Annotated in this window: 13 protein-coding genes and 5 pseudogenes; 14 read left to right on the forward strand and 4 right to left on the reverse strand. The window is 65.5% G+C overall.

The genetic code is table 11. From position 1 onward, the window contains the following. A complete protein-coding gene (locus CKW46_RS12570) occupies window positions 1-1,089 on the forward strand; it encodes an NAD(P)H-dependent amine dehydrogenase family protein (protein ID WP_117436851.1) in 1,089 nt (362 codons plus the stop codon). A gap of 6 nt (window positions 1,090-1,095) precedes the next feature. Here the strand turns inward: CKW46_RS12570 and CKW46_RS12575 are convergent, their stop codons facing one another. After that, a complete protein-coding gene (locus CKW46_RS12575; protein WP_482053215.1) occupies window positions 1,096-2,433 on the reverse strand; it encodes an HNH endonuclease signature motif containing protein in 1,338 nt (445 codons plus the stop codon). Window positions 2,434-2,536: 103 nt separating this feature from the next. Here CKW46_RS12575 and dapB point away from each other — a divergent pair, with 103 nt between their 5' ends. From dapB to CKW46_RS12600, 5 genes and pseudogenes are all read left to right on the forward strand, one after another. Next, on the forward strand, window positions 2,537-3,274 hold the full coding sequence (dapB, locus tag CKW46_RS12580; RefSeq protein ID WP_012393728.1) for a 4-hydroxy-tetrahydrodipicolinate reductase: 738 nt from the start codon (window positions 2,537-2,539) through the stop codon (window positions 3,272-3,274). A gap of 7 nt (window positions 3,275-3,281) precedes the next feature. Continuing rightward, a complete protein-coding gene (locus CKW46_RS12585) occupies window positions 3,282-3,746 on the forward strand; it encodes a tetratricopeptide repeat protein (RefSeq protein WP_482053216.1) in 465 nt (154 codons plus the stop codon). Window positions 3,747-3,796: 50 nt separating this feature from the next. Continuing rightward, window positions 3,797-4,198 carry a flavodoxin family protein gene (locus CKW46_RS12590; protein WP_085981912.1) on the forward strand — a complete coding sequence of 134 codons (402 nt, stop codon included), beginning with the start codon at window positions 3,797-3,799 and terminating at the stop codon, window positions 4,196-4,198. Between the two features lie 528 nt (window positions 4,199-4,726). Continuing rightward, complete coding sequence (locus CKW46_RS12595) at window positions 4,727-5,848, forward strand: PPE family protein (RefSeq protein WP_193376266.1); 1,122 nt, start codon at window positions 4,727-4,729, stop codon at window positions 5,846-5,848. Window positions 5,849-5,947: 99 nt separating this feature from the next. Next, window positions 5,948-6,220: pseudogene (locus CKW46_RS12600) on the forward strand (AMP-binding protein); the annotation flags it as partial. Window positions 6,221-6,229: 9 nt separating this feature from the next. Here the strand turns inward: CKW46_RS12600 and CKW46_RS12605 are convergent. Then, window positions 6,230-7,433, reverse strand: a pseudogene (locus CKW46_RS12605) (ISAs1-like element IS2404/ISMul1 family transposase). Between the two features lie 143 nt (window positions 7,434-7,576). Between CKW46_RS12605 and CKW46_RS12610 the strand changes: the two are divergent. The 4 genes and pseudogenes from CKW46_RS12610 to CKW46_RS12625 all read left to right on the forward strand — a co-directional run. Further along, window positions 7,577-8,872, forward strand: a pseudogene (locus CKW46_RS12610) (class I adenylate-forming enzyme family protein); the annotation flags it as partial. A 298-nt stretch (window positions 8,873-9,170) separates the two neighbouring features. Further along, window positions 9,171-9,479 (forward strand): annotated as a pseudogene (locus tag CKW46_RS12615) (PE family protein); the annotation flags it as partial. A 282-nt stretch (window positions 9,480-9,761) separates the two neighbouring features. Continuing rightward, entirely contained in the window at window positions 9,762-10,169 is a 408-nt protein-coding gene (locus CKW46_RS12620) for a PE/PPE C-terminal domain-containing protein (RefSeq protein WP_412176902.1), read from the forward strand. Between the two features lie 31 nt (window positions 10,170-10,200). Further along, window positions 10,201-13,434: pseudogene (locus CKW46_RS12625) on the forward strand (acetyl-CoA carboxylase family protein). 16 nt (window positions 13,435-13,450) lie between these two features. Here CKW46_RS12625 and CKW46_RS12630 read toward each other — a convergent pair. Further along, entirely contained in the window at window positions 13,451-13,780 is a 330-nt protein-coding gene (locus CKW46_RS12630; protein ID WP_172900676.1) for a PE-PGRS family protein, read from the reverse strand. Window positions 13,781-13,922: 142 nt separating this feature from the next. Between CKW46_RS12630 and CKW46_RS12635 the strand changes: the two genes are divergently transcribed. From CKW46_RS12635 to CKW46_RS12645, 3 genes are read left to right on the forward strand one after another with little or no spacing between them, the layout of a single operon-like run. Next, the gene (locus CKW46_RS12635; RefSeq protein WP_012393743.1) at window positions 13,923-14,705 is read left to right on the forward strand and encodes an SDR family oxidoreductase; all 783 of its coding nucleotides are present in this window, start codon (window positions 13,923-13,925) and stop codon (window positions 14,703-14,705) included. Continuing rightward, complete coding sequence (locus CKW46_RS12640; protein ID WP_015355293.1) at window positions 14,702-15,895, forward strand: acyl-CoA dehydrogenase family protein; 1,194 nt, start codon at window positions 14,702-14,704, stop codon at window positions 15,893-15,895. Before CKW46_RS12635 ends, CKW46_RS12640 begins: the two co-directional genes overlap by 4 nt. Beyond that, window positions 15,892-16,995: an acyl-CoA dehydrogenase family protein gene (locus CKW46_RS12645; RefSeq protein ID WP_482053217.1), complete on the forward strand. Its 1,104-nt coding sequence runs from the start codon at window positions 15,892-15,894 to the stop codon at window positions 16,993-16,995. Before CKW46_RS12640 ends, CKW46_RS12645 begins: the two co-directional genes overlap by 4 nt. A 22-nt stretch (window positions 16,996-17,017) precedes the next feature. Here the strand turns inward: CKW46_RS12645 and CKW46_RS12650 are convergent, their stop codons facing one another. Further along, window positions 17,018-17,758, reverse strand: a complete 741-nt coding sequence (locus CKW46_RS12650; protein ID WP_015355294.1) for an alpha/beta fold hydrolase — start codon at window positions 17,756-17,758, stop codon at window positions 17,018-17,020. Window positions 17,759-17,856: 98 nt separating this feature from the next. Here CKW46_RS12650 and CKW46_RS12655 point away from each other — a divergent pair, with 98 nt between their 5' ends. Continuing rightward, window positions 17,857-18,657 (forward strand): thymidylate synthase, encoded by an 801-nt coding sequence (locus tag CKW46_RS12655; RefSeq protein ID WP_117435759.1) that lies wholly within the window; start codon window positions 17,857-17,859, stop codon window positions 18,655-18,657. Window positions 18,658-18,659: the final 2 nt, after the last annotated feature.

An 18,659-nucleotide genomic window follows, 5' to 3' on the forward strand; every position in this document is an offset into this window, starting at 1 on the left:
ATGAGTGCACGGCCCCAACCGATTCGGGTCTTTCAGGTCGCCACCGGCAACGTCGGTCGCGAGATGATCAAACGGCTACAAACCCGGCCCGACCTGGAGCTGATCGGGCTGCACTGCTATTCGCCAGACAAGGTCGGCGCAGATGCCGGGGAACTGGCCGGTATCGGCCCGATCGGCGTAACGGCCACGGGCAGCGTCTCCGACATCGTCGCGGCCAAGCCGGATGTGCTCACGTTTCACGGTGTGTTCCCCGACGAAGACCTCTATGTCAAAGTGCTCGAGGCGGGCATCAATATCGTCACCACCGCCGACTGGATCACCGGGTGGCACCGCGATCACAACCATCCACATCCATCGGGCAAGCCGGTGACGCAGCTGTTGGCCGAGGCGTGTGAAAAGGGCGGCGCCACGTTCTACGGCACCGGCATGAACCCCGGCCTGAACCAGATCCTGGGTGTGGTGTGCTTAGCTGATGTGGCCGAGATCGAGAACGTCACCACGATCGAGTCCGTCGACGTGTCATGCCACCACTCCAAGGAGACCTGGATCGAGGTCGGTTACGGTCAACCGGTTGATGACCCGGACATTCCGGCCAAGCTGGAGAAGTACACGCGGGTCTTCGCCGACAGCGTGCTGATGATGGCGGACTGTTTCGACTTGCCGCTCGACGAGGTCAAGTTCAGTTACGAACTCGGGGCCTGCACCAAGGACGTCGACCTGGGCTGGTATACGCTGCCCAAGGGCTCACTCGGCGGTAATTATCTCAAGTATCAGGGCATGGTCGGCGGGGTGCCGCGGGTGGAGACACACCTGGAGTGGCAGATGACGCCGCACACCGACCCGAGCTGGAACATCAAGGGCTGCTACATCACCCAGATCAAGGGTGACCCGTGCATCTACAACAAGCACATGATCTTCCCGAAAGCCGGTGTGGACCTGTCCAACCCGGACAACTTCGCCTCCATCGGCATGACGGTCACCGGCATGCCCGCCCTCAACTCGATCAAGTCGGTGGTGGCGGCACGGCCCGGCTTGATCACCAGCGCTGAGCTTCCATTGCGCGGGTTTGCCGGGCGGTTCAAGAACTAGCCCCGGTCAGGGCCCCCCGTCGTCGAAGAGGCGCTCGGGGTGATGGTAGTCATTGGTGCGTGCGCCGCGGTCGAGCTGTGGGGGCGGGATCCATGCGGTCCGTCCGTTGGGGAGTTTCGTTGTTTGCCAGCCATTTCCGGCCAGCTTGTGATCGGGCTTGCAGGCAAAGGTGAGTTTGTCGACGTCGGTTGGGCCGCCGGCCGCCCACTCGTCGGTGTGGTGCACTTCGCACCAGTAGCCGGGCACGTCGCAGCCGGGGTGGGTGCAGCCGCGGTCCTGCGCGTAGAGGACCAGCCGCTGATCGGCCGAGGCTAGTCGGCGAGATCGTCCGAGATACAGGGGGCGATTTGAATGTTCGTCGAAAACTGCCAAGTAGTGATATGCGCGGCTGGCCATCCGGATCACGTCGCGCATGGGCACAAACGTCCCACCGCCGGTCACCGCGCGGCCCGTGCCCGAAGTCAGTTCCCGCAGCGTGGTCGACACGATGACCGTCACCGGCAATCCGTTGTGGGCACCGAGTTTTGGATCACCTAGCCGGCCGTCGAGCAGGGCGTTGAGGGCGTCGTGGCGGCGCTGGGCGGGGCTGCGCAGATCTTTGTCGGTGACCTCGTCGGTGGGTTCGCCTTTGACGCAGGGTGTTTCGTCATCGGGGTTGCACATTCCGGGTGCGGCGAACCGGGCCAGCCATGCATCGAGATGGGCACGCAGTTGTGGGGTGGCGATGAGTTTGCCGATGCTCATGCTGTCGGGGCGTTGAGCGCACCAGGTAAAGCCACGCTGGCGGGCCCGGTCGGCGTCGGAGAACTTTCCGTCGGGATTGATCAGCACCGCGGCGCGGTTGGCGACCTTTTCGAGTTGGTCGGGCCGCAGCTGCACCGCTTGCCGGGCCAGAAATTGTTCCGCTTGTCTGACCGTGTTGGCCGGTGTGTCCTGGGGGAGATCGCGCACGAAGGCCGCTATGACCTTTACGTGCTGGCCATCCAGCAGGCCCCGGCGCCACACCTGTGCCGTGGCGGGCAGTTCCGCCGGCAGCGGTTGGCCGGTCAGCGTGATGCGCGGTGATAGTTGTTGGGCATCGTGAACCCGGCGACGGGCTTCGGCGCAGCTGATGCGCAGCCAGTCGGCGACCACCTTGTAGACCGGGCCGCCGATGTCGGCCGGATCTTCGGTGGCCAGGCCCGCGATCACGTCGTGGCTGACCACCGCTTGGCGTCGTCGCGCGTTCTCCATCCGCTGCAGCGCGCGCAGCCGAGCGGCGGGCTCGAGGTGGCCAAGGTCGGCTTCACCGATCGCCGCCACCGCCGCGTCCAGCGCGTCCAACAAGGCGGATATCGAATACATGTTCGAATTTTATGTGTGTGCGGCAACACGGGTGCGGCGGTCAACGGCCGCTGTGGATGAACGCCGGACTGTGGATGACGGTGCCGGGTCTAGGGTGAAGGCCATGCGAGTAGGCGTATTGGGAGCCAAGGGAAAAGTCGGTGCGACGATGGTTTCGGCGGTCGAGTCCGCTGCGGACTTGACCCTGTCCGCCGAGGTGGACGCCGGTGATCCACTGAGTACCTTGACCGAGACAAACACTGAGGCCGTCATCGACTTCACCCACCCCGACGTGGTGATGGGCAACCTGGAGTTCCTGATCGACAATGGAATTCACGCCGTGGTCGGAACCACAGGTTTCACCGCCGAGCGGGTCGAGCAGGTGCAATCATGGCTGGCCAAAAAGCCAAGCACGGCAGTGTTGATCGCGCCGAATTTTGCTATCGGGGCGGTGTTATCCATGCATTTCGCCAAGCAGGCTGCGCCGTTCTTCGACTCCGCTGAGATCATCGAGCTGCATCATCCACAAAAGGCGGACGCACCATCGGGCACGGCCACCCGTACCGCAAAGTTGATCGCCGAGGCGCGGGAAGGCCTGGCGCCCAACCCCGATGCCACCAGCACCAGCCTGCCGGGAGCTCGTGGCGCCGACGTCGACGGGATCCCGGTGCACGCGGTGCGCTTGGCCGGACTCGTCGCTCACCAGGAGGTGTTGTTCGGTACGCAGGGGGAGACGCTCACAATCCGCCACGACAGCCTGGACCGGACATCGTTTGTGCCCGGTGTGCTGCTGGCGGTGCGTCGGGTCCGGGAGCGTCCCGGCCTGACCATAGGTATTGAGCCGCTGCTCAACCTGCAGTGAGTGACCAATGAGTGACACTGTGCGCACCGTGCGTGTTCAGGTGCTGATTGCCTTCATGTGCGTAGCCCTACTGGCGTATTTCGTCATGCTCGGCCGGCTTGCGTTCGCGATGATCGGCTCGGGTCGCGCGGCCGCGGTGGGGCTGGGGTTGGCGCTGCTGATCATGCCGCTGATCGGGTTATGGGCGATGGTCGCGACGCTACGAGCTGGATTCACGCATCAGAAGCTGGCCCGCCTCATCGCCGAAGAGGGACTAGAACTCGACGCCGAGGGGCTGCCGCGGCGGGCGTCGGGCCGGATCGAGCGCGATGCGGCTGACGCGTTGTTCGACACGATGCGCGCCGAGTTGGAAGAGGACCCGCAAAATTGGCGGCGCTGGTACCGGCTGGCCCGTGTCTACGATTACGCGGGGGACCGCCGCCGTGCCCGCGAAGCCATGAGAACCGCTGTCGAACTGCAGGCGCGGCAGTGAGCAAGCGACTGTTGATCGTGCACCACACGCCGTCGCCGCACTGCCAGGAGATGTTCGAGGCGGTGGTGGCCGGGGCGACTGACCCTGAGATCGAGGGTGTGGAGGTCGTCCGGCGGCCCGCGTTGACCGTCTCACCGGTAGAGATGCTGGAGGCGCACGGGTACTTGCTGGGCACCCCGGCGAACCTTGGCTACATCTCGGGCGCGCTCAAGCACGCGTTTGACCAGTCCTACTACCAATTGCTCGACTCGACGCGAGGTCGGCCCTTCGGGGCCTGGATGCACGGCAATGAGGGCACCGAGGGAGCCCTACGTGCCATCGACGGCATCACCGCCGGACTCGGGTGGGTAAAGGCCGCGGAGACCGTCGTGGTGATGGGTAAGCCGACCAAGGCAGATGTCGAGGCGTGTTGGAACCTCGGCGCGACGGTCGCCGCGCAATTGATGGAGTGAGTCCCGTGCTGCCGTGATGCGCGCCGATCCCAAGACAGGGGCATTCGAGCCGAGCGCGACGACGTCGATGCGCTGGTGTGCGCGTTGGAACGGGCAAGGGAAATCGTCGCCACCGAGCCGATCGCATCCGCTGTCGGGCCTGAACTTCTCCCAGGCCCGGGTTCCGATGTGAAGGCATGCATTCGAGAAACCGCGATCACCACCCGCCATCCCGCTTGCAGCGTCGCGATGGGGAGCCACGCCTCGGCGCTGCCTCGCATTCCCCGCGCCAACACCAATGCCCCCTCGATCATGATCGGAGAGCGCTGCGCGGACTTCCTGCTCGCACAATCGGCGACACCTACGCCGAGACGGTAATTGTGTCCGGCAAGGAACTCGGGTGCAGGCAAACTTCGAGTGCGTTGCAATAAAGAAGCTGCAATCGGCGCGCTTGAGCCCGCATTGGCGGGCAGGCTGTTGGATAATGGATGGCACACCTGGAGCACAGAACGCCAATATCCCCGGCTAGAACGAGAAATGGAATCCCAAGTGGATTTTGGAGCTCTACCTCCGGAGATAAACTCCGCGCGCATGTACTTCGGCGCGGGAGCGGCTCCGCTGCTGGGGGCCGCGGCGGCATGGAACGACATCGCTGTCGAGCTGAGCACCGCCGCGTCCGCCATCGAGTCGGTCATCACCCGGCTCAGTTCCGATCAGTGGTTGGGTACCGCGTCGCTGTCGATGGCCGCCGCGGCACAGCCGTTGCTGGCCTGGTTGAGCTACACCGCTGAATCCTCAGCACTTGCTGCGGCGCAGGCCGCGGCGTCGGTGGCCGCCTTCGAAACCGCATTCGCCATGACAGTGCCCCCGGCCGAGGTTGCGGCGAACCGAGCGCGGCTGGCGGCACTGATGGCGACCAACATCTTTGGGCAAAATGTGCCGGCTATCGCGGCTACCGAGGCACGTTACGGCGAGATGTGGGCCCAAGACGCGTCGGCCATGTACGGCTATGCGGCCTCTTGCGCGGGTGCCGTAAGACTGAATCCACTGACCCGGCCGTCGGAGACCACCAATCCGGGCGGGATCGCCAGCCAGGCGGTCGCGGTCAGCCACGCTGCCGCCTCTGTTTCGGTGCAGCAGGCGGGTTTCGAGAACCTGATCAGCACGGTCTCCGATGCGGTCATGAGCCTGTCGGCTCCCGTGACATCCTCACCGCATGTGACGTCACTCGGCGCTTTCATAGAGGACATCATCTTTCTGGATATTCCGCGGTTCGTAGAGTCCGCGTTTCACGGCCTGGGCGCGACCGCGGACTATGCCACCATGATCGCTGCCAATCTGCTGACCTTGCAGACCAGCGCCAATACCGCAACCTCCGCGGGCGGGGTCGCCCCGGCGGCCGCGGCGGGATCCGCACTGGCCCAAACGGTCACCTCCGCGGGCGTTGGCGATGCATCCTCGGTCGGTGCGCTGTCGGTGCCGGTGGGCTGGACTACCGCGGCACCGGCTGCGACCGGCGGCGCCGCCTCCGACGGCACGGGCTGGGCGGTTCCCGACGAGGACGTGCCGAGCCCGGCGGGGATGGTCGCCGGCACCAACGGTGCTGGTGCGCGGCCAGGCCCGCGGTACGGAGTCAAACCGAGGGTGATGCCGAAGAAAGTCCTCGTCTGACCTGAACCTGGACTACGCAGCCGGCCGCTCCTACCGTTTGTTGATATGGGGCAACAACGACACCGGTGAGCGCTGATGTAGTAGCAAAAGGATTGGGACATGAGTTCGGTCATCGAAATCTCCCGCGACCACAACCCGTTCCCGCGAGTAGGGGTTTGCGTCGATCGCAACGGCGTCGCGCGCTACGACGAACTGCCGGCCACCCTGCTGGAAATGCTCGCCGAGCAGTTCGACAGCCGTCCCGACGCCATGGCGGTGATCGAAGTCGGTGGCGACCGGTTGACCTACCGCCAGTTGTGGTGCCGCGCATCGCGAGTGGCCGGAGGGCTGCGGGCCGACGGCCTGAAACCAGGTGACCGGGCAGGGCTCCGGCGTTGTTGATTAGCAGGCTTGTGAGCTGGGGAATTGTGGATTGAGGAGGTCTAGGCGGCGGTTGGCGGTCAAAGCGGTGATCCGGCAGGCTTCGGCGATGTTGTCGGCGCCGTTGAGGCGGTGCAGATTGATCGCGGTGTTGCGTAGCGTTGCTAGGACCTGTGCGCCGTTTCCGGTATGTGCCCTTTGACGGTCTTCGTCGAAGGTGACGTCGCGTATCCAGTGCAGGCTGTTCTCGATTCCCCAGTGTTGACGCATCCAGGTCATGATCGCGGTAGGGTGGGCGTGCTCGAACGGCAGGCTGCAGATGGCATAGACCACCTCCACGCTGCGCTGGTCGGTGGCGGTGATCAAGCGTTCACGAGTGATCCGGATGATTTGTTTTGCGTAGGGGAAGCCGATTCCTCGTGCAGCGGTGATGATTTGCAGGGTGCGGGTCTCGACACGGCCGTGGCCGCGGGAGTCGTCGGTAGCGGCTGTGGGCACCTCGGCCCAGGGCAGCGCGGTGATACGCGCAAGTATTTTGGCTTGGTTGGACTTGACGATCATCAGGTAGTGCGACTTCAAGGTGGCGCAGATCAACTTCGCGGTGACGACCTGGGTATGCATCGCATCCACGGTGACCAGCCACCGCAAGCTACCCGGCAGCAGCGTGAGCAGGGCACGTACGCAGGGAATTTCATTGCTTTTCTCGGCGACAGCGAGTTGACCGAGCACCAATCGGGCACGGTGGGCGAACACCGACACGAGATGCGTGGCTGTCGCTTTGGCGCGTAAAGGCACCACGCAGCATCTTGCCGTCCAACGCGATCGGCACCAATCCACTGGGGTCGCTGCTGGCCACGTGTGCAGTGAAGTAACTGCCCATCCTGGCGTTGAGGTCGGCGGGGTCTAGCCGAGACAAAACATCGCGGAAGGTCTTCTCACTGGGCCGCCGGAACCGGACCCCTAATTGGGCCAACACATCATCGGGAGCGGTGGCCGCCCATGTGGCAAAACCAGCATAGCCGCGCATCCCCGCGGCAGTGGCCAGAACCGCGATCGCCAACAAAGCCATCAGCGAATACCTCCGACCGCGTGGGTCCCTCGGGTCTGGCACCGAGGCCAACACATCGAGAAACTCCGATCCGATGAGCTCGCTGCGCTCACCAGGACTCCAGCGGTCGAACACCTCTGGAACCGACGACACAGGCAATACTGAAACGGTAGGCACGGGCAACTCCAGACCAACGACGAACAGTAACCAACTCGATCGTTCTCCAGATAGCCCGTGCCTACACTCCGGCCCCAATAGCGCGGCACCAAAGATCATCAACCCAGCTCACAAGCCTGCTAATCAACAACGCCGGAGCCCTGGGTGACCGGGTGGCCGTGCGATACCCGGCGGGCATCAATTGGGTGCTGGCATTTTGGGGGGTACTGATGGCCGGGGGGATCGCGGTTGCGGTCAACACACGCTCGGCCCGCCCCGAGGTCGAATTCGTGCTAAACGACTGCGGGGCACGGATCGACCTGGCACCACAGGACGCGCTGCCCGATGGCGATCCGTATGTGACCGAGCAACTCGGCCGGCGTGATGTCGCAGCGCTGTTCTACACGTCGGGCACCACCGGAAAACCCAAGGGCGTGCCAACGACCCACGAGGCGTTCCTGACCAACACCGAGAACGGGCTCAGATGTCTCGGATTGGCAACGGATCTCGGTGAGCAACTGCGCACCCTGATCACGGTGCCGTTGTTTCATGTGACAGGCTGTAACTCACAGCTGTTGACGGCCGCCCGGCTTGGCGGCGTCGCGGTGATCCTGCCTGCACTCGACCTTGACCAGGCGCTCGTAACGCTTCTCGCAGAGCGGATCTCGCTCCTGGTGACCGTTCCGGCGGTGTATTCTTTACTGCTGCGGCACAAGGATTTTGGCGCTGCCGATGTTTCGGGAGTCCGCCAGGTCTGCTACGGGGGTGCGCCGATAGCGCCGTCGCTGGTGCGGCGGGTGAAGGAAGCGTTTCCGCGGGCCACGGTGTTGAATGGATACGGCATGACGGAGTCCGCCTCGCTGATGACCGTGCTGCCCGACCCGGAGGCCGTCGAGCACGCCGATTCGGTCGGATATGCGGTTCCTTCGGTGGACCTGGGGGTAATTCCGTTGCGCGACGGCGGGACCGGTCCAGGTGAGCTGGTAGGCGAGCTGGTGGTGCGTGGCGCCAATGTGACGGCGGGCTACTGGAATCGGCCGGAGGCCACGTCGGCGACGATCGTGGACGGCTGGTTGCATACCGGTGACGTGGTCCGCGTCGACGATGCGGGCCGGGTGCACGTCATCGATCGACTCAAAGACATCATCAACCGGGGTGGGGAGAACGTCTCGAGTGTCGAGGTCGAATCCGTGTTGTTGTCCGCGCCCAGCATCGCCGACGAGTGTGTGTTGGCCGTGCCCGACGAGGTGATAGGGGAGAAGGTCGGAGCGGTGCTGTTCGGGGGCGCCGACCCGATCGATGTGGCCGCGGTGCTGCAACACTGTCGGGCCCAGCTCGCGGACTTCAAAGTCCCGCAATACGTGACCGTGGTGACCAATCCGTTGCCGCGCAACGCCGGAGGCAAGCTGCTCAAGGCCAAGCTTCGCGAGCAGATCCAGTGGGGCGCGGCCTTGCGGTGACTGACGCGCGCGCACGGCCCGCAGAAATTTTTTCGCCACAAGGCTCAATTCGGTGCGGTCGGCCGTGCCAAGGTGACACGCTCGAATGGACAGTGTTAGCGCTGTCGGCGTCGGCGTTAAGAAACCGTAAATGGATTCCTCGCCTGCGTCTTTGGGCCGGAAGTGCGGGGGTGCATATCACTAGCCTTATCTCAGTGCACAGGAGCCAATCAGAAAATATTCAGAAAGTGTTCAGCAAATGTACAGGAAATTCGGTCGCGGCAATGAGCCGGAATGTTTCACAAGGAAGGAGCAATAGATGTCTTTTCTGACTACACAGCCCGAAGAGCTGGCGGCAGCGGCGGGCAAGCTGGAGACCATCGGTGCGACGATGGATGCGGAGAACGTGGCCGCCGTGGCTCCGACCACGACCGGAGTCATTCCCGCGGCAGCAGACGAGGTGTCGGCGCTGCAGGCGTCACTGTTCACCGCCTACGGAACCCTGTATCAGCAGGTTAGCGCCGAGGCGGCGACCCTCTACGACATGTTCGTCAGAACGCTCGGGGTCAGCGCTGGCACCTATGCGGCCGCAGAGACGGCCAATTCGTCGGCGGCCGCCGGCACGCTGAATCCTTTGACCACGCCCGCGCAGATCGCCAACCCGGCCGGGCTGGCAAGCCAGGCGGCCGCCGTGAGCCAGGCCGCCGCGGCCACCACTGTCGAGCAGGTGGGCCTGGGCAATCTGATCACAAACGTGCCAGGGGCGGTCATGGGTCTGGCATCCCCGGCGGCATCACTGGTCGATGCGACCGGGCTGAGCACCCTGGTTCAGGACATCAGCAGCGTGCTGGGGACACCCTTCCTGCAGAACGCCATCAACGGTGCGGTCAACACCGCGGCATGGTTCGTCATGGCGGCCATCCCCAATTCGGTCTTCCTCGGCCACACCCTCAACGCCATCGAGACCGCGGGCGCGCCCGTGGCTGCCGATCTTGCCCCAGCCCTCGCGCCCGCGGCGGGCCTAAGGCATGCGGTGGCGCCGTTGAGCTTCGGCGGGGCCGGCGTTGAGGCGGGTCTGGGGCAGGCCGCCGGGGTGGGCAAGTTGTCGGTTCCGGTCGGTTGGTCCAGCGCCGCGCCCGCGCTGACCTCTGGCACCACGGCGCTGGACGGCAGCGGCTGGGCCGTACCCGAGGAATCCGGGCCAATAGCGGCGATGCCGGGTGGACCGGGAATGGCAGTAGCAGGCAAGGGCGGGGGCTTTGCCGGGCCACGCTATGGATTCAAACCCACCGTCATGCCCAAGCAAGTTGTCGTGTGATCCCCACTGACCTGAAAAACCGACGGGACTCATGACTCTGCTAATCGCGAACCGCGGTGAGATTGCGCTGCGAATCATCCGCACGGCAAATGAATTGGGAATCGCGACGGTGGCGGTGTATGCCGAAGACGACGCCGAGACCCCACACGTGCACGCTGCCGATGAGGCGATCGGTTTGCCTGGCAAGGGCGCATGCGCCTACCTGGACCGAGCGGCGATCCTCGCGGCGGCCGCGAAGGCCGGGGCCCGCCTGATCCATCCTGGCTACGGATTTCTCAGCGAGAACTCCGAATTTGTGTGGGCTTGCACGGCCGCGGGCTACACGTTTGTCGGGCCGGACGCCGACGTACTGGACCTGGTGGGCAACAAGGCCTCTGCCCGTGGCGTCGCGCCTGCCGCCGGAGTGCCGGTGTTGGCCGCGACCGAAGGGCCGAGCAGCGTCGAGGACGTCCGTGCCTTCTTCGCTGACCAGGATGGCGGCATCATGATCAAGGCGCTGGCCGGCGGTGGCGGCCGCGGAATGCGCAAGGTCGAGTGCGGTGACCAGATCGACAACGCATACCGGCAGTGCGCGGCCGAAGCGTAACTCGGATTCGGCAATCCCGCGCTGTTCGCTGAGGCGTTGCTGCACAACGCGCGCCACATCGAGGTCCAGGTGGTCGCCGCCCCCGTCGGGCACCAAACACGTGCCCTGGCTCTTGGTGACCGGGACTGCAGTATCCAGCGGCGCTACCAGAAGCTGGTTGAAATAGCGCCAGCCCAGCAACTTTCGGACCTGCTGCGGCGTCAGCTGCATCAGGCCGCCGCGCGGTTGTGTGCCAGGGTAGGCCTGCGCGGGGTGGCCACGGTCGAATTCTTGGTTGCGGGGGACAAGTTCGTCTTTCTCGAGATCAATCCGCGAATTCAGGTGGAACACACCATCACCGAAGAGGTCACCGGGGTGGACCTGGTGGCCGCACAGTTGGCGATCGCCGGCGGCGCCTCCTACTATGAACTGGGTCATCAGCTCGGACTACCCGCCGGTATCGCCTCTGACGGCAGTGAAGTCATCGGCGAGCCCGCCGTGCGCCGCGGGATCGCCATCCAGACCCGGATCAACATGGAGACCCTCGCCGCTGACGGCTCGGTCTCGCCCGCTACCGGCACCCTGAACGTGTTCTCGCCGCCAAGCGGTCCGGGCGTGCGGGTCGATACCTATGGCCGGCCAGGCCTGGTCCCCAGCCCGCTCTACGACTCGCTGCTGGCCAAGGTGATCACCCACGTACACGGTTCTTCGTTTCCGGCAGCGTTGCGCAAGGCCCGGACCGTGTTGTCCGATTTCAGCATCGAGGGCATCGCGACCAACGCCGGTCTGTTGCGGGAAGTGCTCTCGGATGAGCGTCTTGTGTCCGGAGTGGTGCCGACGACCTTCCTCGACGAGATACTCCCGGCGCTGTTAGAGGCGGCGCAGTCGCAGCAGCGCGAGGTCCGTGTGGTGGCCCTCGAGTTGTACCCCGGTGAACAGGCGCTGCGCGCCCAAATGGCGGGCACCGTCGTCGAGGTTCCGCCCGAGGGCGTCGATATCGGCGCCGGTGACCAACTGGTGGTTCTGGAAGCGATGAAAATGCAGCATGTGCTGGCGGCGCCGCATCGGCTTCACACGGTCCGGATACTGGTGACGCCCGGTCAGGTCGTTGCGACGGGCGACCCGCTAGTAGTCTTCTGCCGCACCGATGCTGGAGAAGACGTCGAATCATCGTTGGCGGCCGTCGATCTGGATCGCTCGCGGGCCGATCTCGAGGAGGTCCGGGCGCGCCACCGGCTGACTCTGGACGAGGGCAGGGAACTCGCCGTCGGCAAGCGGCACAAGCAAGGCCGACGCACGGCGCGGGAGAACATCGCCGACCTGGTGGATGCCGGAAGCTTCGTCGAATACGGTGCACTGGCGATCGCGGCGCAACGCAGCCGGCGCTCCGAGCAAGACCTGATCGTGAGCACTCCGGCCGACGGCCTGGTGGCCGGGCTGGCAACCATCGGCGCGGATCGCTTCGGAAGCAACGCCGCCGAGGCGGTGGTGGTGTCCTATGACTACACCGTGCTGGCCGGAACCCAAGGCATGCGCAACCACGCCAAGACCGATCGTGTCTTCGGACTGGCCGCTCGAAAACGGATTCCGGTCGTGCTGTTTGCCGAGGGCGGTGGTGGCCGGCCGGGGGACACCGACCTCGGCAACATTTCCGGACTCGATGTGCCGACCTTCCGGATGCTGGCCGGACTCAGCGGGCGGGTGCCGTTGGTGTCGATCGTTTCCGGCCGCTGCTTCGCCGGCAATGCCGCACTCGCCGGAGTATGCGACGTGATCATTGCGACCCCGGACGCCAACATCGGGATGGGTGGTCCCGCAATGATCGAGGGCGGTGGGCTCGGGGTGTACCCCCGGAGGCGATCGGCCCGATCGATGTTCAACGACGAAACGGCGTGGTAAGTCTGGTCGCCCGCGACGAAGCCCATGCGGTGTCGCTTGCCAAACGGTATCTCGGCTACTTCCAGGGCAAGGTCGAGGGTTGGCAGGCGCCGGATCCGCGGTTGGCCCGCCAGGTGGTGCCGGAGAATCGGTTGCGCGCCTACGATGTTCACCGTGCGATCGAGTCCATTGTGGACGTCGGTTCGGTATTGGAGTTGCGCGCCGACTATGGGGTGGGCATCGTCACCGCACTCGTTCGGATCGAGGGTGTTGCCTACGGTTTGATCGCCAATAGCAGTCACCACCTCGGTGGTGCCATCGATGCCGAAGCATCGGACAAGGCGACCGACTTCCTCATGCTCTGCGAATCGTTTCGGTTGCCGGTGATCTCACTGTGTGACACGCCCGGGTTCATGGTCTGGGCCAGACGCGGAAACGCAGGCCTCGGTCCGCCGGTTCGGCCGGATGTTTCTGGCCGGCGCACGGTTGACGGTGCCGCTCGGAATGATCATCTTGCGCAAGGGATATGGGCTGGGAGCCATGGCGATGGCCGGCGGCTCCTTTCATGCCCCCGAATTCACCATCGCCTGGCCCACCGGGGAGATCGGCGGCATGGGCTTGGAAGGGGCGGCCCGCCTTGGCTTTAGCAAAGAACTCGCGGCGGCCGCCGACGACATCGAGCGCCAAGAACTCTTCGATCGTCTTGTTCAGGCCGCCTACCAACACGGCAAAGCGCTACGGTCGGCCACCACATTCGAACTGGATGACGTGATAGACCTGGCAGAGTCCCGGGCCTGGATCACCAGACTGCCGGGACGCTGACGGTTCGCGCGGCTGGTTATCCGTGGCCGGAGCCGCAACCGACGCCGGGGATGCAGCCCTGGCCGCCCGGCACGCCACCGGGTCCGGAGAACTGGCCTCCGGAGCCGCAACCGACGCCGGGGATGCAGCCTTGGCCGCCCGGTCCGCCGCCGGGGCCACCGTTGACCCCTCCGGATCCGCAGTTGCCGTTGCTGTCGCAGCCGCTGCCGCCGGGCTGTTCGGTGGCGAGGAAAGTGATTGCTGTGGTGGCCGCTGCCGGGCCGGCCGCCGCGACGGCATCGGCTGTGACAACCGGTGCTGCGGCGATCGCAGTAGCGACAGCCCCAGCCACCACCAGTGGTTTGATGAGGTGTGATTTCGTTAACATCCTTATCGCATACCACGCGCGCGCCTGCCCGAAACATGGCAGCAGGGATTGAGTGCAACAGGTGCCCGTCAACGATGTTATTGACTGAGTCCGGCTCACCGACAACCGAAGGCACACCACGATGACCTCACTGGATCTGACCGGCCGCACCGCGATAATCACCGGAGCCTCAAGGGGTATCGGGTTGGCCATCGCACAACGTCTCGCCGGCGCGGGCGCCAACGTGGTGCTCACCGCGCGCAAGCAGGAGTCCGCCGACGCCGCCGCCGCTGAGGTGGGTGAGCGGGCGGTGGGCGTCGGCGCTCACGCGGTCGATGAGGAGGCTGCGCGAGGGTGCGTCGACCTCGCGCTCGAGCGCTTCGGCAGCGTGGACATCCTGATCAACAACGCGGGAACCAACCCGGCCTACGGTCCGCTGATCGAGCAGGACCATGCCCGGTTCACCAAGATTTTCGATGTCAACCTGTGGGCCCCGCTGATGTGGACCTCGCTGGTGGTCAAGGCCTGGATGGGCGAACACGGCGGCGTCGTGATCAATACCGCCTCGATCGGCGGAATGCACCAATCGCCGGCCATGGGGATGTACAACGCCACCAAGGCCGCCCTGATCCATGTGACCAAGCAGCTCGCGCTGGAACTTTCACCGCGGGTGCGCGTCAATGCGATCTGCCCCGGTGTGGTGCGCACCAAGCTCGCCGAAGCGCTGTGGAAAGACCACGAGGACCCGCTGGCGGCCAACATCGCGCTCGGACGGATCGGGGAACCGGTGGATGTCGCCGAAGCCGTCGGCTTTTTGGTGTCGGACGCGGCGAGCTGGATCACCGGCGAGACCATGGTGATTGACGGCGGTCTGCTGCTCGGCAGCGCGGCGGGTTTCCAGTCCCGGCCGGGCAGCGCCTCGTGACGGCCGCCGACGACCTGCAATCGCGGGTCCAGACTCTGCTCGACGCGCACCCCCCGGCCACGAGTGACCCGCGCGAGTTTCTCGGTGCACGATTTGACGCCGGGCTGGCCTGGGTGCATTTTCCGGTCGGGTTCGGCGGGCTCGACCTGCCGCACACCTACCAGGCGCAGGTCGACAAGCAGCTGGCCGCCGCCGGTGCACCGCCGGCCGGCGGCGGGCGAAACATCATCGGCATCGGCATGGCGGCACCGACCATTGCCGCGTTCGGCACCGCGGAGCAGAAACAGAAGTTCTTGCGCCCGTTGTTCACCGGAGAGCATCTCTACTGCCAGTTGTTCAGCGAGCCCGGGGCCGGATCCGACTTGGCCGCCGCGGCAACCCGCGCCGTTCGCGATCCACACCGGCCCCAGGACTGGATTGTCAACGGGCAAAAGGTATGGACGTCGATGGCGCAACATGCGCAAATGGCGATCCTGGTCGCGCGAACCGACCCCGACGTGCCCAAACACGCCGGTTTGACCTATTTACTGTGCGACATGACCCAACCGGGGATCGACATCCGGCCACTGCGCCAGATCACCGGCGAAGCGGAGTTCAACGAGGTGTTCCTGACCGACATCCGGGTGCCCGACGCGAACCGGCTTGGTCCCGAAGGCGGTGGCTGGCGGGTGGCGACCACCACTCTCAACAACGAGCGCGTCGCTATCGGCTCCCGAACCGGTGTCCCGCGGGAGGGCGGCATGATCGGCAAGGTCACCGAAGCGTGGCGCGCCGAACCGGCGCTGCGCAACCCGGCGATGCACGACGACATGATGCGGCTGTGGGTCGAGGCGGAGGTGCTGCGGCTGGCCGGTGAACGGCTGCGCCAGCAGGCCGCCTCGGGTCAGCCCGGGCCGGAGGGGGCGGGCATGAAGGTGGCGTTTGCCCGGCTCGCGCAACAGATCTCGGGTTTCGAACTGGAATTACACCCCGAATCCGGTCTGCAGTACGACGACTGGACGCTGCGCAGACCCGACACGGTTGATCTCACCGGACGCGGGCCCGGTTACCGGTACCTGCGGGCTCGCGGTAACTCGATCGAGGGAGGCACCTCAGAAATCCTGCGCAACACCATCTCCGAGCGGGTCCTGGGATTGCCCGGCGAACACCGCGTGGACAAGACCCTCGCCTGGAAGGACCTGGACCGATGAGCACCGGGGACTTGCTGTACTCCGACACCGAGGAAGCGCTGCGGGCCAGCGTTGGGCAGTTGTTCGCCGAGCGCTGCCCGCCCGAATCGGTGGTGGCCGCCTACGACTCGCCTCCGGCGGACTTCGCCAAGCTGTGGCGCACGATGGCCGCCGAGCTCGGGGTCGCGGGTTTGCTGGTGCCCGAGTCCCTTGGTGGGGCCGGCGCCAGCGCGCGCGAGGCGGCGGTAGTCATGGAGGAAGTCGGCCGGGCGGTAGCGCCGGTCCCGTTCCTGTCCAGTGCGGTACTGGCCACCGTCGCGTTGCTGCATTCCGGGGAGACCGAGACCCTCTCGGAGCTGGCGCAGGGTGAGCTCACCGCGGCCCTGGTGGTGCCGTTGGACACGGCGCCGGGTGACCCCGTTGCCGGGGTGAGTCGTGGCAGCGCTGGGCTGTCCGGGCGAGTCTGCGGCGTGGCGGGTGCCCGGGAGGCCGACGTGCTGGTGGTGCCGGTCGCCGGGGCCGACGGAGTGGAACTGCATACGGTGCGCGCCAATGCGCCCGGCGTCGAGATAGTGCCGTTGCTGGCCTTCGATATGACCAGACCGCTTGCCGACGTTGTGTTTTCGGGGGCCGCGTCCGCACCGGTCGGTCTCGGCTCGGCGGAGGCCGCGCTGGCTGAGGCGTTGCAGACAGGTGCCGCGCTGCTGGCCTCCGAGCAGCTCGGGATTGCGCAGTGGTGCTTTGACACCACGCTGGCTTACACGAAGCAGCGCAAACAGTTCGGCCGTGCCATCGGTTCCTATCAAGCGATCAAACACCGGCTGGCGGACCTGTGGCTGGAAGTCGGCTCAGAGCGGGCCGCGGCCCGCTACGGCGCTGACACCTGTGCTCGCGGTGATGAGGACGCGGCGATTGCGGCGGCGATCGCCGCGGCCTACTGCGGTGATGTCGCGGTGCACGCCGCTGAGGAGTGTGTGCAACTACATGGAGGCATCGGGATGACCTGGGAATATCCGGCCCATCTCTACCTGAAGCGAGCCAAGAGCGACCAGTTGGCGCTCGGCACCGCGTATCGCCACCGCGGTCGACTGGCCAAGCTGGTCAACCTCCCGGTGAGCTGAATCCTGCGGCGGGGCCGGGGGCCTAGCGGGACAGCGTCGCGGCGAACAGGTCGGTCATCGCGGTCCAGTGCCGCTGCGCGCAGGCTTCGTCGTAGGGCGGCTTATCGGGAACCGCGAACCCGTGCGCGCCCGGGTACCACTCGATGGTGTGCTCGACACCCGCAGCCGTCAGCGCCTTCTCCAATTGTTCGGCGTGGTCGGTGGTGAACGACGGGTCGTTTGTGGCGCCGCCCACATACAGCCTGGCGGTCATCCGGTCGGCCAACAGATGCGGGCTGTCGGGATTGTCGGTCACCAGGCCACCGCCGTGAAAGGACGCCGCGGCGGCCACCCGGTCCGGCTGCCGGCCGGCCAGCAGCACCGAGATCCGCCCACCCATGCAGTAGCCGCATACACCGAAACGCTCGCCGCTCACCTGCGGGCGAGTGGCCAGGTAGTCGAAGTATGCGCCCGCGTCGCGGGTGACCCGGTCCGGCGTCAGGGTTCCGAGCATGAACATGAGTCGAGCGCGCTCGTCCGCGTCGCCGAACACCGTTTCCATGGCGAACGGCGTCCAATCGCCCTCGCGGTAGTACACATCGGGCAGCAGCACGACGTAGCCGTGGCCGGCCAATGTGGCCGCCATCTGCTCGAAGGTCTCGCGCACCCCGCCGGCGTCGGGAAACATGATCACGCCTGGCCAGGGACCCGGGCCGGCAGGAGTGAACAAACGGACCGGGCAGGTGCCGTCGGGAGTGGAGACGCTGTCACTGATTATCGGCATGGCACCCGTTCTACTCCTGCTAGATCGCCCCAGCTTCGGCGGCGCCGTCGCGCCGTGCCTGGCTTCGTTGGGCTCGCGATCACCGCTAAGCTGACCGCGTGCCGATCGCGACGCCTTACGAGGATCTGTTGCGCAGGGTGCTCGAAACGGGCACCGCCAAATCCGACCGCACCGGCACCGGGACCCGCAGCCTGTTCGGCCAGCAGATCCGGTACGACCTCGGTTGCGGTTTCCCCTTGCTGACCACCAAGAAGGTGCACTTCAAGTCGGTCGTTTATGAGTTGCTGTGGTTTCTGCGCGGCGACTCCAACGTGGGCTGGTTGCAGCAGCACGGTGTGACCATCTGGGACGAATGGGCCAGCGAAACAGGCGGTCTCGGCCCAATCTACGGAGTTCAGTGGCGATCCTGGCCGACTCCGTCGGGTGAGCACATCGACCAGATCAGTGCCGCATTGGAACTGCTGCGTACCGACCCCGATTCGCGGCGCATCATCGTGTCGGCCTGGAATGTCGGCCAGATCCCGCAAATGGCGCTGCCGCCGTGTCACGCCTTTTTCCAGTTCTACGTCGCCGACGGCCGCCTGAGCTGCCAGCTGTATCAGCGCAGTGCCGACCTGTTTCTGGGGGTGCCTTTCAACATCGCCAGCTACGCCCTGCTCACCCACATGATGGCCGCTCAGGCCGGTCTTTCGGTCGGCGAGTTCATCTGGACCGGCGGCGATTGCCACATCTATGACAACCACGTCGAACAGGTCACCGAGCAACTGCGTCGCGAGCCTCGGCCCTATCCGAAACTAATCTTGTCGCAACGGGATTCGATCTTCGACTACACCTACGAGGACGTCGTCGTGCAGGATTATGATCCCCATCCCGCGATCAAAGCTCCCGTCGCTGTATGAGG

This window comes from Mycobacterium liflandii (assembly GCF_022354805.1).
Taxonomy (GTDB): domain Bacteria; phylum Actinomycetota; class Actinomycetes; order Mycobacteriales; family Mycobacteriaceae; genus Mycobacterium; species Mycobacterium marinum.

Bases quoted from the DNA above. Each gene is read 5' to 3' on its own strand.
- CKW46_RS12570 (WP_117436851.1), top strand. From the start codon at position 1: ATGAGTGCACGGCCCCAACCGATTCGGGTCTTTCAGGTCGCCACCGGC.
- CKW46_RS12575 (WP_482053215.1), bottom strand. From the start codon at position 2,433: ATGTATTCGATATCCGCCTTGTTGGACGCGCTGGACGCGGCGGTGGCG.
- dapB (WP_012393728.1), top strand. From the start codon at position 2,537: ATGCGAGTAGGCGTATTGGGAGCCAAGGGAAAAGTCGGTGCGACGATG.
- CKW46_RS12585 (WP_482053216.1), top strand. From the start codon at position 3,282: ATGAGTGACACTGTGCGCACCGTGCGTGTTCAGGTGCTGATTGCCTTC.
- CKW46_RS12590 (WP_085981912.1), top strand. From the start codon at position 3,797: ATGTTCGAGGCGGTGGTGGCCGGGGCGACTGACCCTGAGATCGAGGGT.
- CKW46_RS12620 (WP_412176902.1), top strand. From the start codon at position 9,762: ATGGCGGCCATCCCCAATTCGGTCTTCCTCGGCCACACCCTCAACGCC.
- CKW46_RS12635 (WP_012393743.1), top strand. From the start codon at position 13,923: ATGACCTCACTGGATCTGACCGGCCGCACCGCGATAATCACCGGAGCC.
- CKW46_RS12645 (WP_482053217.1), top strand. From the start codon at position 15,892: ATGAGCACCGGGGACTTGCTGTACTCCGACACCGAGGAAGCGCTGCGG.
- CKW46_RS12650 (WP_015355294.1), bottom strand. From the start codon at position 17,758: ATGCCGATAATCAGTGACAGCGTCTCCACTCCCGACGGCACCTGCCCG.